This window comes from Ruminococcus difficilis (genome assembly GCF_016680995.1).
This window is the reverse complement of record NZ_JAEQMG010000179.1, coordinates 1-15,553: the sequence shown is the minus strand read 5'-3', so window position 1 is coordinate 15,553 and position 15,553 is coordinate 1. Positions and strand designations below refer to the sequence as shown.

Below are 15,553 nucleotides of genomic sequence, written 5' to 3'. Positions count from 1 at the left end.
AAAAAATGTAAAACAAAAGCCGACAGAAAGCTGCCGGCTTGATGGTTATTAATATTGCTGGTACTCAACGGAACCGTCGGAGTAGTGGATCTCGTAGTAGCCGTGACCCGAACCGTCGCAATCGGGGAAGTTCTCCTTGCTGACAACGGTCTTGCCCGCGGGCTGCTCCTGCTGTGACTGCTGAGGCTGTTCCTGCTGCTGTGACTGCTGGGGCTGCTCCTGCTGAGAGGACTCTGCCTTGGTGCCGCGTGTGACAACCTTATCAACCGCTTCCTTGGTGACCTTCTCCTCTACCTTCTCGCGGCTGTCCTCCTTGCCATCTACGTACTTGACCTTGTAGGTAACGGTCTTTTCGCCGTCCTTACCCTCCTGGGTAACCTCTTCCTTGCCGGCTTCGAGGCTGTCGCTTTCCTTCTCTACGGTCTTGTACTCGATCTTCTCGGTCTTTTCCTCGGTCTTGTACTCAACGCGCTTAACGACGATCTTCATGCCGTCCTTGATTTCGGCGGTGAGCTTCTCGCTGACCTCGTCGTCCGCACCGAGAGTAACCTTCTGCTCCTTGAGGAAGTCCTCAACGGTCTTTGCCTTGGTAGCTACGTCGTTTGTCTTGCCGTCAACGGTAAGTGTGACCTTTGTGCCCTTTACCATGTTGATAACCATGCCGTCCTCGAGGTACTTGTCCTTGTCGATGTCGGGCTCGCAGCCGTCGGTGTTAAGTCCTGACTTCTTGATGGCGTCGGCAACAGTACCGCCTGTCATCTCGATCTCTCTCGACTCATCGCCGAGCTTGACGGTTACCTTGGCGTAGCGCTTAACGGTGATTTCCTTTATATCCTCGGCGATTTTCTCGTCCTTGGCGGGTTCGGTTTCGTCCTTCTCGCCGAGCTTGATCTCAGCCTTTTCGAGAACCTGTGAAACGGTCATTCCGACGTTAGCCTCAACCTCGGTCTTGGCGTCCTTGTCGTGAACAGTCAAAGTAACGGCCTTTCCTCCGCATGCCGTGAGTGAAAATACCATTACCAGAACGGTCAGTACCGCCAGCGCGGCAGTTGTTAATCTTTTCATTATATATTCCTCCTATCAAGAACGAAGCTCAAAGAAGCCGTCCTTGTTTTTTACCATTAATTTGATTTCGTACGAGCTGTCCGCCGGGAAGCTCTCGGAAGGCAGATACGCAAGGCAACCTTCGCCGTCCTCGGATTTATAGGAAAACGCCTCAAAGGTCTTTTCCGTTCCGCTTTGATCTTTGACGGTGATATTGTATTCCTCGCTGCCGCTTAAATCCGCGCTGTCAATAAGAGCGGAAATCTGAGTGTATTCCGCGGCGTAATCGCAGGGCTTAACACTTACATTCACCTTGCCCTCAACCGTACCCGAGGCTTTATAGTAGCTCAGCTCGGGCGCGGGCAGCATCGGCGGCATTGTGATCAGCCACTTGATGTTGCGCTCGACAAGCTCCATGACAAAGGTATCGGGCTTGTTTGCTGCAATATCCTGACGGATATTCATCGGGAACGCCTTTGTGAAGGTCGCATTGCCGTAAGCGGACGCGAAAAACGGTACAAGCGCGTTTCCGAACGAGTCGCGGTACATATAGAGAGCGCCCGAAGCGTTCGGGTTTGTCGTCTGAATCAGGGTATCCTCGACGGACTTGGTATCTGTGGTGTATGTGTACTTTTCCTCAGCGCCGTAGTAGTAATTGTACTCCGGCTCGGAAGATACGGGATAGAGCATCTTGCTGAGGTCGCCCGTAAAGTCCTTCTTGCGCGTTACCTCGGCGGCGGAATAATCGTCGTGAGGCTTCTGCAGTGTGTCAAGCGCCGTGTTGTACGCGAGCAGAGCGCCCTTGTTGTTCCAGTGGGAATCACGCGCGAAATAGAGCGTTTCGCTCTGTTCGGACAGAGGCTCAAAGAGGTTGCAGTAGTTCACGCCGCTGTCCTTGAGCGCGGAATGGAGCAAATCCCTGTTATGGGTATCGGACACCTTCGCGCTGTAGGTATAGGGCATATTATCGGGATAGAGCGTGTTCTTGTTCGGCGCGACCGTAAACAGGAAATGAGCGCCGTTTGATTCGGAGTAACGCTGGATCAGCTTGAGGTTATTTACAACGCCGTTGATTTCTTTATCGGAAAGGGTGTTTTTGCCGAGGTAATCGTCGATGCTCGAGGTGTAGTACAGCCAGTCGTTATTGCCAACGAGAACGGTGTTGATGTTAGAAGTGAAGAAGCCCTTCGACTGAATCATAGCGTCAGCCTGTATCATCTCGGGACGGAAAGCGAAGTGCTTTTCATAATAGCCGCCGAGCTGAGTAAAGTAGCTGAAATTGAAGCTGCCGTCCTTGTTTGTGACCGTCGGAGCGGCGGACTGGCGCTCGTTGCCTATCGGCTTGTCTGTCGGGCGGAAAATCATTCCGACCGACGGTACAGCGCAAACAGCGACGCAGAACACGGTGAAGATTATAAGTAAAATTCTTTTCATGTCACGCCGCCTTTCTAAAATCTGAAGTAGATGAACGGGTTGTACGCGCCCGAGGAAAGGCGGAGCATACACCAGACAAGACCTGCCGCGGCGAGAACATACAGAGCAGCCTGTACGCCCTTCCATGCCTTTGAAAGCTCAGCGCCGCCGTAAACATTGGCGCGGATCTTGTCAGCCAGCGGACGGATAGGCGCGCAGCCGATGATTGCAACGACCAGCATGACGAGGAACCAGGGTGTGAGCTGTGTGAGCGCGACACTGAGAGCGGACGGAGAAAAGTCGAATCCCGCGAACATTCTGCCGATATAGGCGAAGCCGTAGGAAATCGTGTCCGCGCGGAAAAGGACAAAGCCGAGTATTACGACCAGCATTGTATAGATGTGGCCAAGCACCTTCGGGAGCCTGCGCATGACCGGAACGTATTCCTCAAGCAGGAGGAACAAGCCGTGCCAGAGTCCCCAGAGGACAAACGTCCAGTTTGCGCCGTGCCAGAGGCCTGTGCAGAAAAATACGATCAGGCGGTTGAGCGCGGTGCGCGCTTTACCCTTGCGGTTGCCGCCGAGCGGAAAATAGAGGTACTCCTTGAACCATGTGGAGAGCGAAATGTGCCAGCGTCTCCAGAAGTCCTGAATGCTCACTGCACCGTAGGGATACATGAAGTTTTCCTTGAACTCGAAGCCGAACATCAGACCGAGGCCGATAGCCATATCCGAATAGCCCGAGAAATCGTAGTAAATCTGGAACAGGTAGGCTGCCGCGCCGAGCCACGCGGAAGGCAGAGCGAGAGTGCTCACGTCCTGCGCGAACAAAACGTCGGCGACCTGACCCATGGTGTTTGCGATGAATACCTTCTTTGCCAAACCGCAGATAAAACGCCGCAGACCGCGCGCGATCTTCCCGATATCCTGGTGTCGGTCGGTGATCTGACGGTTGATATCGCGGTACTTTACGATGGGACCCGCGATAAGCTGCGGGAAGAAGGTTATGTAGAGTAAGATGTTGAGATAGTTCTTCTGAACCTCAACAGCGCCGCGGTATACGTCGATGACGTAGGACAGCGCCTGGAAGGTGAAGAACGAGATGCCGATCGGCAGCGCGATTTCGGGAACGGGCACCTGCAAGCCTGTAAGGGAGTTGAAGGTGGTGACAAACATTCCCGTGTACTTAAACACGGCGAGAATGCCGAGGTTGACGACAATCGCCGTGACAAGCGCCGCCTTGCTTTTCTTTTGGGGATTATGCTCCACCCACCGCGCGCACAGGTAATTGAGCACCGAGCTGAAAAGCATCAGGAGCACATATACAGGCTCGCCGTAGGCGTAAAACGCGAGACTCGCGAGAATAAGCAGGATATTTCTGACCTTGAGCGAGGGTATCACCGTGTAGAGGAGAAACACCGCGGGCAGAAACACGCTGAGAAAAACGAGTGAACTAAAAACCATTTAAGATATTCCTTCCGACTAGATCTTGACGTGCATCCATGCAGCGCCGCCCTTGATTACGGTGTAATTCACGCTGGTAGGATTGTTGTAGTAGTCGATGCCGAAATAGGTGTGGTCAAAGAAGTGTCTGCCCCACTCGGGATCGTAGACCTTACCCTCGATCTCTGCCCAGCCGTGACCGCCGCTGTGGCAGGCGTAGCAGTTGTCATAGCCGATAGCCTTTGCGAGGAAGGCGAACTCGGAGCCATAGCTGATGCAGTTGCCCTTGCCGTAGACGAGCATATCGTTGGCGTAGAGAACCTCCCAGCCGTCGCCGTGATAGTGCGGGATTCTGGGGTTCAACTCGGTGTAGGCATTCTGGATATAGCGGAACATCTTCCAGAGCTTATCGCTCTTGCTCATGTTTCTGTCGCAGACCTTGTCAAGGAGAAGGAAAGCGCGGTGATAGGTCTTGTCCTTCTCGGTGGTGACCTTCGTGGCTCTGCCGTTTTCGACGTTCCAGTCATAGCCGCCGTAGGTCACGCCGGTTCTTATCGTGAAGTCGAGAGTACCTTTTTCGAGGTACCAGTAACCGTAGGAGTTCTTTGTAACGCCTGTAAAGTTGAAATCGATCTTGCCGTCCTTGCCGGCGTAACGGAAGCCCTCGGCTGATGAACCGACAAGGCAATCCTTCAGCATTACGCCGTCGGAATTATAGTAATATGTGTCATTGCCGATTTTTACATAGCCCTGACGGATTTTGCCGTTGACAAATACATATGACTTGCCGTTGATCGAAAGCGTGCCGTTAGCGACAGCGCCGTTGTAGTAGAACTTTGTATCGTCAATGTAGGAGCTGATAAGCTCGCCCTTTTCATTGACAAGGCGGAGAGTGTAGGCGTAGGCGTTGTTCTTCTCGGCTGTCAGATCATTGTAGGAGGTTTCGGGGGTAGAATCAAAAAGTCTTGCCCAGCCGGAGCTTATTGTGCGTCTGTAAAGACGGTAACCCGCGGCGCCGTCAACAGCGTTCCACTTGATATTATTTCCCTTGACCGCATTGCTTACGCTCAAGATAGCAGGCGGCGCGAAATAGCGGTTTGTCCAGCCTGTCCTGTTGAACGGGCTGATGAAGTTGCTAGCTTTGTCAAGGCAGCGGACGGTGTAGGTTCTGGTCTCGCCGTTTTTGACGGTCTTGTCGATAAAATATGTATCGGTGGTTGAGCTGATGCCCTTCCAGCCGTTCTCGCCGTCAAGATAGAAAACGCCGTACTTGTACGCGCCGTCGCACTTGTCCCAGCTGAGCTTCGCGCCTTCGGAAACGTTCTCAAAGGACTTGACCTGAGGAGTTTTGACGAACATGACGGACTTTCCGCTGTTGTAGTAGCTCGTCCACTCGCTGCCGTCCGCGGTTATGCAGCGGACTGTGTAGGAATACTCCTTGCCGGACGCTGCGGTTCTGTCGGTGTAAGTTCTCGAATCGGTATCCGCAAGCTTGCTCCAGTCGGAGCCGCCGGTCTTGCGGTAAATGCGGAAATTCTCCGCGTTCTTGTCGGCGTTCCACTTGATCACAACACCGTTTTCGGTAACGTCAAGACTGCTGATTACGGGCGGAGTGAGGAAAATAAAGCTCTTGCCGTCCTTATCATAAGCGCTGATAAAGTCGCCGTTTTTGTCAAGGCAGCGCACAGTGTAGGTGTAGCTCTCGCCTGACTTTACATTTTTATTCACAAAGCTCTCGGAGGTCGTGTTGCCGAGACCCTTCCAGCTTCCGTTTTCAAGGACAAACACGCGGTACTTTGCCGCGCCGCCGCACTTGTCCCACATGATCTCGGTGCCGTTTGCGGTATTGTAGAAGCCTGTGATCACGGGAGTTTTGATATAGGTGATAGACTTGCCGCTGTTGAAGTAGCTCGTCCAGTCGCTGCCGTCGGCGGTGATCGCGCGTACGGTGTAGCTTACCTGTACGCCCGAAGGAGCGTTCCTGTCAACGAGGGTCGTGGCTGTGGTATCGCCTACCCTGCGCCAGTCGGTGTCGGCTGTTTTGCGGTAAACGCGGTAGTTTACAGCGCCCGCAAGACTTCCCCAGTTGACCTCTACTCCCTCGGTGACGGGATTGAGAGAGGTGATCTTCGGAGTTGTCAGGAAGAGGTAGCTCTTGCCCTCGTGGTCATAATCGCTGATGTAGTTTCCGTCGCTGTCAAGGCAGCGCACGGTGTAGGTGTAGCTCTCGCCCGAGAGCAGATCCTCGCTCGTGAAACTGTTGGACGAGGTACTTCCGAGACCTCTCCAGACATTGTCGCGGTCAAGATAAAACACACGGTACTTTGACGCGCCGCCGCACTTGTCCCAGTAAATGCGCGTACCTGTGGCGGTATTCGCGAAATCGGTAATCACGGGCGCTTTGATGTAGCGAACGGACTTGCCGTCGGTGTAGTAGCTCGTCCACTCGCTGCCGTCGGCGGTGATGCAGCGGACGGTATAGCTGTATGTCGTGCCAGATACTGCCGATTCATCGGTGAAAAAGTTTGCGGCGGTATCGGTTAGCCTTGTCCATCCCGAATTGCCAGACTTGCGGTATACGCGGTAGTTCTCGGCACCCTTGCGGCTCGTCCACTCAAGGAAAACGCCCTTCTCAGAGTTGCGTACAGCCGTCATCTCAGGCGGCGCGATAAAGGTGTTCTCAAAGCCGTCGCGGTTGAAATCGCTGCAGAATTCGCCGTCGCTGCCGATAGCGCGGACGGTATAGCGGTAAACCTCTCCACTCTTCAGTCCCTTGTGGGTCAGGCTGAGCCCTGAGGTAGTGGCAATGCCCTTCCAGCTATCGCCGTTCCATACAAACAGTCCGTAACGCGCGGCGTTCGGATAAGCCTTCCAGCTGACCTCTGTTCCGTCGGCGGTATTATAAAAATCCGTCACAACGGGATATGAAGCCTGCGCCTGCTGAGAGGCTTCGGCGACGTTCATGCCGCTGTCAGTCTGTGCTGCGGATACGGCAAAACCCGACGCGGATATCGCTATGAGTGCCGCGAAAAACGCAACAATCGGTTTTTTCATATCATTTCCTCCCTGTTATCTGTTCTGAGATATAAAAACCTAAATTATATAATAACACATAATTCTCCATATTTCAACAAGAAATATACATTTTCAACAGGAAATAACCCTCGTGTGAAGTTTTTTCTTATTCAACGCTTTTCAGACTGGTTACCATGTCGACAGCTTTTATCTTAAAGCTCATGACTGCGTTTACTATCAGAGAGAACAGCAGCGTCAGTCCCGAAGCGTAAAGATAGGTCGTAAAATAGATATCTCTGCCGAACATGATATTGTCGACCTCTACCGTGCGGATAATGAAGCCTGTCAGCAGAATACCGAGCAGAAGTCCCGCGAGTATTCCCAGAACCGTCAGTATGAGGTTTTCCTTATATATAAAACGCGAGGTCTCTTTATTATAGAAACCGAGAACCTTGAAGGTCGCAATCTCGCGCACACGCTCGGCGATATTGATATTCGTCAGATTGTAGAGCACGACAAATGCGAGTCCCGCCGCGCATACGATCATCACGACGACCACCATGTTGAGTGAGTTGAGCATATTCTTGAAGTCCCAGATATTCGCGCCCATAAACGAAACGGCGGTCACTCTGTCGTCCGCAAGCAGCTCGGAGCTGAACTTGTTCTGGATTTCGTCGCTCTTGTCGGTAAGACTGGTGATCATCAGGTTGTATTTCGGTTCCGTTCCGAAGAGCTGACGGTAATAATCCGGCGTGAGATAGAGGTAGTTATAGATATACTGCTCGAAGATTCCGCTGACCTTAGCCTCGGCGGTCTTATCCCCTATCTTGAGGGTGATCGTATCGCCGACCGAAAAGCCGAGGATAGACGCGAGCTTTTCGTTTACCATAATACCGTTGTTATCCAAAGGCAGCGGAGTGTGATCCTTCCTGGTACGGATAGAAACCATATTATCAAAATTCTGCGGATCAGACATCGTCCAGAGGTAGGTCGATTCGCTGTTTTCCTTGCCGCCGTAACCGACTGTGACGTCGCTCTGTGAAACCAGAAGGTTTCCTGTCGCGCAGCCCGTATTGTCGGAAAGCTCCTCAAGATGCTCCAGATCTTCAGCGGTGCCGCTGTCCTTTGGCGCGACAATGACGTCGTACTTGTAAATCTCGCCGAACTGCACCTCGGTCAGCGGATCGAAGCTGTTGAGCAGACCGAACGCCGCGACAATCAACGCAGTACAGCCCGCGACACCGAGAACTGTCATGCACATGCGGATTTTGTAGCGGAAAAGATTTCGCGCGGTCAGCTTTGCGGTAAAGCCCATGCGCTTCCAGAGCGGAGTGAAATATTCGAGCAAAATGCGCTTGCCCGGCTTCGGAGCCTTCGGGCGCATTGCCTGCGCGGGCTTGAGGTGCAGGGACTTTGCACAGACTATAACCGAAACAGCGGTGGTTGTTACTACCGCGGCGAGCATTCCTAGCACGATCGCGGGAATATTGAGCACCAGCGTGATATCGCCGATGTAATACATTATTTTATAGGCATTGAAGATGATAAACGGCAGCGTCAGCACTCCCGCGGCAATGCCGACGATGCTTCCAGATACGGCGGCGAGCATGGAATATATTACATATTTAAGAATAATCGAGCCGTTTGAGTAACCGAGCGCCTTCAGCGTCGCGATCTCGGTGCGCTTTTCCTCAATCAAGCGGGTCATTGTCGTCACGCAGACGAGAACCGCAACCAGAAGGAAGAACAGCGGAAAAACAGACGCGACCGCGTCGAGCCTGTCGGCGTTCTGCGAGAATGTTGAATATCCGGGGTTATCGTCACGGTTAAATACATACCACTGCGACGGACTGAGGCTGTCGACCTTCTCCTGCGCTTCGTCTATCTGCTTCTTTGCATCGGCGAACTTCTTATCCGCTTCGCTTTTGTTCTTATTATACTCTGCCTTCGCGTCGTCGAGCTTCTCGCGGCCGCTTTGCTTTTCGGCTTCAAACTCAGATACGCCGTTTGCGTACTCAGTCTTTGCAAGCTGCAATGAATAGCGCGCGTTTTGGAGCTTCGCAAGTCCGCTCGCTCGCTGGCTTTCAAGCTCCGCCGATGCTGCGCTGAGCTGTGCCTTGCCGCTGTCTATCTGAGCCTTTGCCGCGTCAAGCTGTGCCTGACCCTCAGCCGCCTGCTTGTCGAGCTCCGCCTGAGCGTCGTCGAGCTTCTGCTTCATCTGCTCGAGCAGCGCTTCGGCATTGCGGTATTCCTCATTCAGACCCGAGAGCACTTCGTCCGCCTTCTCAAGTATCGCCTGAACCTGATCGGTCAGCGTCTGTGCGCCGTCGATAATTTCCTGCGCCTTGTCGAGAGCGTCGCGCAGCTTTTGCGCTTCTTCTGGTGTGAGCTTTTTCTCTTTTGTAAGATCGTCGATTATGGTTTTTGTGCCGTCGATAATCCCGGTAAGTTTTTCGTGAAGTCCCAGTTCCTGCAGTCTGCTTATCGCCTCGTTTACCGTTTCAACTGCCTGCTGTGCCTTCTCCAAAAACGCGAACAGCTCCGCCTTGCTCTCAAGCTCTGCCTGTCCTGCCTCGAGCTGTGCTCTGCCGCTGTCTATCTGAGCCTGAGCGGAAGCAATTTTCTCCTGCGCCTCTGCAAGCGAGGATTTATACTTATTCTCCGCGTCACTGAGCTCTGCGCGTTTTTCGTCCAGCTGCTTATCCGCGGCGCTGATTTTGGTGTAATAAGCGTATTCTCCCGCGGCAAGCTCATTTTCGCCGTCCGCGATTTTTTCCTGAGCGTCCTTAAGCTGCCGCTCTGCGTCGGCTATCTTTTCGTCGTACTCCGCTTCACCTTCACGAATCTGCTTTTCAGCGTCGCTGAGCTTTTTGTCGGCGTCGCTCTTCTCTGAGTTGTACTTCTCCTTCGCGTCGGCCAGGTCTGACTTTGCCTTATCGATGACCTCGACCTGAAACGCCTCCTCGCGCTCGGACGCCGCCTGCTCAAGCTTCTCCTGAAGCTCGTCGGTCTTTTCAATATATTCATCTGAAAACGCGGAAACGCCGTCGGAGTAGTCAGCCTTGACATACAGCTCTGTATATCGGTCGATCTTGAAATCCTCGGCGGACACGTACATATACTCGTCGATCTTGCCGTTGCCGATCTGGGAGATGCCGCGCTGATAGGATATATACAGCGGCGACTCAGCCTTACCGACAATGGTATACTCGGTGTTGTTCAGCATATCAGTGACCTTGCTGTCGCCTGCCATCGGCGCGAAACGGACTTTGCCGCCGAGCTGATGCTTCGCGTTAGCAAACGCAACGCTCTCGGTGATGATCTCGCCGCTCCTTTTGATTTCTCTGCCCTCGTTGATTACAATATCGTTGAGCGACGGGTTTTTGAGATAATCTTCGGGCACGGCTATCAGGCGAACCAAATCGCCGCCCTCGTCAGCGGCGGTCATAAGGTCAAAGAAGTATGACGGCATTACGCTCTGAACGCCTTCGACCGCGGAAACAGCCTTCACATCGTCCTCGGTAAAGCCGGTTGTGGAAACAAGGCGGAAATCCATCAGGCTCTTTTCACGATAATAATTCTCGGCGAGATTGTACATAGAAGGGCTTGTCGCCTTGATGCCCGTGAAAAAGCCGACGCCGAGCGCTATGATCGCCATAATCGAGAAAAAACGCGCCTTTGTGCCGATTATCTCTCTGAATGTGTTCCTGATCAACGCCCGTGTCATACTGCCGCCTCCTTTCCGGAATATTTTTAATGTATTACCATTCGATCTCGTCTATGGATTTCGGGTTTTCATTATATACATCGCGGACGATTTTGCCGCTTTTCATCTCTATTACATGGTCAGCCATCGGAGTTATCGCGTTGTTGTGGGTAATCAGCATGACGGTCATCTTCTGCCTGTGGCAGGTATCCTGCAGCAGCGCGAGAATCTGTCTGCCCGTGTTGTAATCGAGCGCGCCTGTAGGCTCGTCACAGAGCAGCAGCTTGGGATTCTTTGCGAGCGCGCGTGCGATACTGACTCGCTGCTGTTCGCCGCCCGAGAGCTGCGCCGGGAAATTGTCCTTTCGTTCGAGCAGACCGACGCTCTCGAGCGCCTTTTCGCTGTCCATCGGGTCGCGGCAAATCTGGGCTGCAAGCTCGACATTCTCCTTTGCAGTCAGGTTGTGGACAAGGTTGTAGAACTGGAATACAAATCCGATGTCGTAGCGGCGGTACTCAATAAGCTGTCTGTCGCTGAGACGGCTGACGTTTCGGCCGCCGACGATGATTTCGCCCTCGGTGCAGCTGTCCATTCCGCCGAGGATATTGAGCACAGTGGTTTTTCCCGCGCCCGACGCGCCTACGACAACGGCAAATTCGCCTTCCTCAACCGAAAATGATATGCCGTCGACGGCGTTGATCGTGATTTCTCCCATTTGGTAGCGTTTATAAACGTCTCTGAACTCCACAAGCGACATAATGATAACTCCTACTGTTTTATAGTATATTTATATCATAATTCATATCCATTTTCAATATTCAAATATTCTGTTCTGCGAATAAAAAACCAAACGGAGCGAATGATAAACCCAAGGAGTGATTACTATGACAGATAAGACCGCGGCACGGCAAAAAAGCGGAGTTTCGTTTTACACAAAACTCGGACTTCTGTATCTGCTCAATCTGATCGACTGGATATGCACGGAGGCGCTTATCGGAAGCGGAAGATTTACCGAGGCTAACCCGATTATGCAGCCCGTACTCAGCGGATTCGGGTCTACCCTGCTGATTAAAGGCGTGATTCCGCTGGCGCTGATAGTCCTATGCGGAGTGCTCTTTAAGCTGACGGGTGAAGCGGAGAATAAATTCGCAAACGTGCTGATAATTATCGGCATTATTGCCTATTCTCTCGTTAATCTCTGGCATATTTTTAATTTTGTCTTGCTCTTTTCGGGATTTTAGGCTACAATATAAAAATAGTATGCAAATAAGGGAGTGATTATATGCCCGCATTATCGGTGCGAAATCTCAGCGTCAGCTTTGTAGAGCGAACGCTGTTTTCCGACGTGTCCTTTGATGTGGAGACTCACGACAAGGTGGGCTTTATCGGGGCTAACGGCGTCGGAAAAACCACTCTCTTCCGCGCCCTAAACGGAGAAATCGATCCGAACGAAGGCGTTATCGCCTTTGAAAAAAGCGTGCGCGTCGGTTACATGGAGCAGCACGCCTGCAACAACCCGCGAATGGATATCTTTCACGAGCTGCTGTCTGTTTTTGACTATCTGAGCGAAACCGAGGACGAAATCGCCGCCGTAACAGCGTCGATCGACGCCGGTGAAGGCAACCTCGACGCGCTCGTGGAACGTCAGACAAGGCTGATTGAGGAATATGAAGCTCAGGGAGGTCTTACCTACAAGAGCCGCACGCGCTCGGCGCTTCTCGGGCTGGGCTTCTCTGAGGACGACTTCACTATGCCCGTCGGCAACCTCAGCGGCGGTCAGCGCTCAAAGCTAAGCCTCGCAAAGCTCCTGCTCTCGCGCAGCAACCTGCTTCTCCTCGACGAGCCGACCAACCACCTCGACATCAAGGCTGTCGGCTGGCTCGAGGACTTCCTGAGAGATTTCAAGGGCTCGATGATTATTATCAGCCACGACCGTTACTTCCTCGACAACGTCACGAACAAGACGATCGAGCTTGAGCACGGAAAAATCATGTGCTACAAGGGCGCGTACACGGAATTTATCCGCAAAAAAGAAGCCTTCAACGAGGCTCTGAAAAATAAATACGAAAACGACATGAAGGAAATCAGGCGTATCGAGGGCATTGTTGAGCAACAGCGCCGCTGGGGACGTGAGAGGAACTTCATCACCGCCGCCTCCCGTCAGAAGGAAGCCGACCGCATCAAGGCGCAGCTCGTCACACCCGAAAGCGAGTTGGAAACAATGCGTATGCGCTTTGAGCCGAAGTTCGAGAGCGGAAACGATGTGCTTATATGCCGCAATCTCGCTAAATCCTTCGGCGAGAAGCAGCTGTTCAGAGATGTGAACATACATATCCGCAAGGGCGAAAGAGTATTTATTCTCGGCGCAAACGGCTGCGGCAAGACCACGCTTTTCCGCATTCTCAACGGAAGAATGCCGCAGGACAGAGGTGAATTTGACCTCGGCGCGAATGTGATGACAGGATACTTTGACCAGCTGCAGCAAAATCTCGACCTGAGCAAAACCGCAATTGACGAGGTGTGGGACAGGTTCCCGAATATGACGCAGACCGAGGTGCGCTCTGCGCTTGCATCTTTCCTGTTCAAGGGCGACGAGGTGTTCAAGCCGCTGTCAAAGATGAGCGGCGGCGAAAGAGCGAGGATTTCTCTGCTCAAGCTGATGCTTCAGGGCAGCAACTTTCTCCTGCTCGACGAGCCGACAAACCACCTTGACGCCGCCTCACGCGAGGAGCTTGAAAAAACGCTCGCCGAATACAGCGGCACTCTGCTCATAATCAGCCACGACCGATATTTCATTAACAAGCTCGCCGACAGGGTTCTCGTTCTTACACAGGACGGAATGAAGGAATACCTCGGCAACTACGACTACTGCCTCGAGCGCATAAAGGCTGCAAAGGAAAGCGAAGCTCAGGAGAAGGCCGCCGAGAAAAAGGAAAAGCCCCAGAATGAATATTTTCTCAACAAGCAGCGTCAAAGCGAGGAACGCAAACGCCGCACAAAGCTGCGCAAGACCGAGGAGGAAATCGAAAGCCTTGACGCTCAGATGAAGGAAATCCAGACTCATCTCGGCGACGAAAGCGTCACCTCTGATTATGAAAAGCTGATTGAGCTGACAAACAAGCTCGAGGAGCTGCAGGCACAGCAGGAAAGTCTTTACGAAATCTGGGAAGAATTGTCTGAATGATTGACTAAGTTTTCAAAATAGTGTATAATAATTTAAGCGCGGTAAATCCGCGCAATATCCGCCCGTGGCGCAGCTGGATAACGCAACGGATTCCGATTCCGGAGATCGGGGGTTCAAATCCCTTCGGGCGGGCCATCTTAGGTGAGCAATTTTGATACAATGTATTAAAGTTGCTCACCTTAGTGTTTATGCGGATTTTTGAGGGTTGCCGGATTAACCCTCATACAAAACAAACACAAAACAGCCCTGTTTGCCGAGGATTTGACTTCCTTGGCGAACAGGGCGTTTTCATTTTTGGGTATATGCGGTCGATTTAAGAGCTTATGCGGTCGATTTGAAGGTATATGCGGTCGATAGATTTATAGTGGATCAGCCCCCAAAAATATATTGTATTTCCTTTCTTGAATCCATTTTATATTTTTTTAATATCTATTCAACGCAGTTCCGGCAGCGGTAGTGGTCATCATACGCAACTGTATAATTCTGCAATTCAAATGTTACTTTTATTTTTGATATTATTTCCGGTTTGTTTATGCACCTGTCAATATAGATAATCGCGCGGTTATTGGTAATATCCCATACGACACGCCCGCGGGGATAGTCGATGTATTCGCCGAACCGGATATGATCATCCCATAGCTGTTCGTGACTGTAAGAATTGTCAAGCTTATCCGCTTGCCGGCGCCCTTTTTCGAGGGAGCAGGTGTTGTGGATAAGCTTATTCTTTATGTAGAAGAAAGGTCCGATTTGTACGCTCATTTATTACTTGATCCTCCTGCTCGCTTTAGGATAGGGATACAACCTTTATTTATCAAGATAGCATTTATAATGCTCGCTGTGATCATATCGGATCACCGGATCAGACTCGATTTCAAATTCAGCCTTGATTTCGCTTATATATGTATCTTCAATATGCGGATTCATATAGATGATCGCCGTGCCCTTTGAGTTATAATCGACTCTGCCTCTCGGATTATAATCGAACGGCTTGTTACAGGGTTTGACATACTCCCATAAGAGTCTGTGGTTAAGAAAAGAATCCGTTTGTTCCTGATGTCAGGTTTGAACTTATCCCGATCAAGGCATTGGTATCAAACCAAGACTATCAGCGCCTTTTGTCACAGCAGCACGTGACAAAAACCGTGAAGAATTTCGATATCCGGCAGGTCAATCCGGTAAAGGTAAGCCGCAGGAACGGGATCAACTATGTGTTCAACGGTCAGCATACAATAGAAACGGTCGCGGCTGTTTCAGGGTCGCGGGACACGCCTGTGTGGTGTATGATCTATGATGATATGGATTATCTCGAAGAAGCAGACACCTTCGCAAATCAACAGCGGTTTGTTCGTCAGTTGACGCCTTATGATATTTTCAAGGCGAACATTGAGGCGCAGAACAATGAGCAGCTGACGATAAAGGAGCTTGTTGAATCCTACAATCTGAAAATCGGACCTACAAAAGGATACTGTGTTATCTGCGCTATAAGCACCTTGCAGTTTATCTATGAGAACTACGGTTTTCATGTTCTTGACCGGACATTGAAGCTCTGTGTCGGTACGTGGGAAGGCGAAGCGAGTTCTCTGGCTGCCGGCATATTAAAAGGTATCGCTATGATGGTCGTCGCATATCAGGATAAACTGAAGGACGCTCTGTTTCAGTCAAAATTAGGGTGTGTATCCATCAAAGAAATCACCCGTACAGCTAAGGAACGAAACAACGGAGCCATGGGTTATGCTGAGGAGATCGGAA

10 protein-coding genes and 1 tRNA gene are annotated in these 15,553 nt (G+C 51.6%); 4 read left to right on the top strand and 7 right to left on the bottom strand.

Features of this window, described 5'->3' with window-relative positions:
• Positions 1-48: 48 nt before the first annotated feature.
• The 6 genes from JKK62_RS15975 to JKK62_RS15950 all read right to left on the bottom strand — a co-directional run bounded on the left by JKK62_RS15975 (position 49) and on the right by JKK62_RS15950 (position 11,377).
• Positions 49-1,065, bottom strand: a complete 1,017-nt coding sequence (locus JKK62_RS15975; protein WP_201428789.1) for a resuscitation-promoting factor — start codon at positions 1,063-1,065, stop codon at positions 49-51.
• Positions 1,066-1,080: 15 nt separating this feature from the next.
• Complete coding sequence (locus tag JKK62_RS15970; RefSeq protein WP_201428788.1) at positions 1,081-2,478, bottom strand: alginate O-acetyltransferase AlgX-related protein; 1,398 nt, start codon at positions 2,476-2,478, stop codon at positions 1,081-1,083.
• A 14-nt stretch (positions 2,479-2,492) separates the two neighbouring features.
• A complete protein-coding gene (locus JKK62_RS15965; protein ID WP_201428787.1) occupies positions 2,493-3,920 on the bottom strand; it encodes an MBOAT family O-acyltransferase in 1,428 nt (475 codons plus the stop codon).
• An 18-nt stretch (positions 3,921-3,938) separates the two neighbouring features.
• Positions 3,939-6,953, bottom strand: a complete 3,015-nt coding sequence (locus JKK62_RS15960) for a fibronectin type III domain-containing protein (RefSeq protein WP_201428786.1) — start codon at positions 6,951-6,953, stop codon at positions 3,939-3,941.
• A 127-nt stretch (positions 6,954-7,080) separates the two neighbouring features.
• Positions 7,081-10,641, bottom strand: coding sequence for an FtsX-like permease family protein (locus JKK62_RS15955; protein ID WP_201428785.1), 3,561 nt, complete (start codon positions 10,639-10,641; stop codon positions 7,081-7,083).
• A 34-nt stretch (positions 10,642-10,675) separates the two neighbouring features.
• Positions 10,676-11,377: an ABC transporter ATP-binding protein gene (locus tag JKK62_RS15950; RefSeq protein ID WP_201428784.1), complete on the bottom strand. Its 702-nt coding sequence runs from the start codon at positions 11,375-11,377 to the stop codon at positions 10,676-10,678.
• 127 nt (positions 11,378-11,504) lie between these two features.
• Here JKK62_RS15950 and JKK62_RS15945 point away from each other — a divergent pair, with 127 nt between their 5' ends.
• From JKK62_RS15945 to JKK62_RS15935, 3 genes are all read left to right on the top strand, one after another.
• Entirely contained in the window at positions 11,505-11,861 is a 357-nt protein-coding gene (locus JKK62_RS15945; RefSeq protein WP_201428783.1) for a DUF5658 family protein, read from the top strand.
• 41 nt (positions 11,862-11,902) lie between these two features.
• Positions 11,903-13,804, top strand: coding sequence for a ribosomal protection-like ABC-F family protein (gene abc-f / locus JKK62_RS15940; RefSeq protein ID WP_201428782.1), 1,902 nt, complete (start codon positions 11,903-11,905; stop codon positions 13,802-13,804).
• A gap of 58 nt (positions 13,805-13,862) precedes the next feature.
• Positions 13,863-13,939: transfer RNA gene (locus JKK62_RS15935), tRNA-Arg, on the top strand.
• A gap of 294 nt (positions 13,940-14,233) precedes the next feature.
• Here JKK62_RS15935 and JKK62_RS15930 read toward each other — a convergent pair.
• Entirely contained in the window at positions 14,234-14,563 is a 330-nt protein-coding gene (locus JKK62_RS15930; protein ID WP_201428781.1) for a hypothetical protein, read from the bottom strand.
• A 383-nt stretch (positions 14,564-14,946) separates the two neighbouring features.
• Here JKK62_RS15930 and JKK62_RS15925 point away from each other — a divergent pair.
• Positions 14,947-15,553: DUF6551 family protein (locus tag JKK62_RS15925; protein WP_207752214.1), on the top strand; the 607-nt coding region annotated here is incomplete at its 3' end.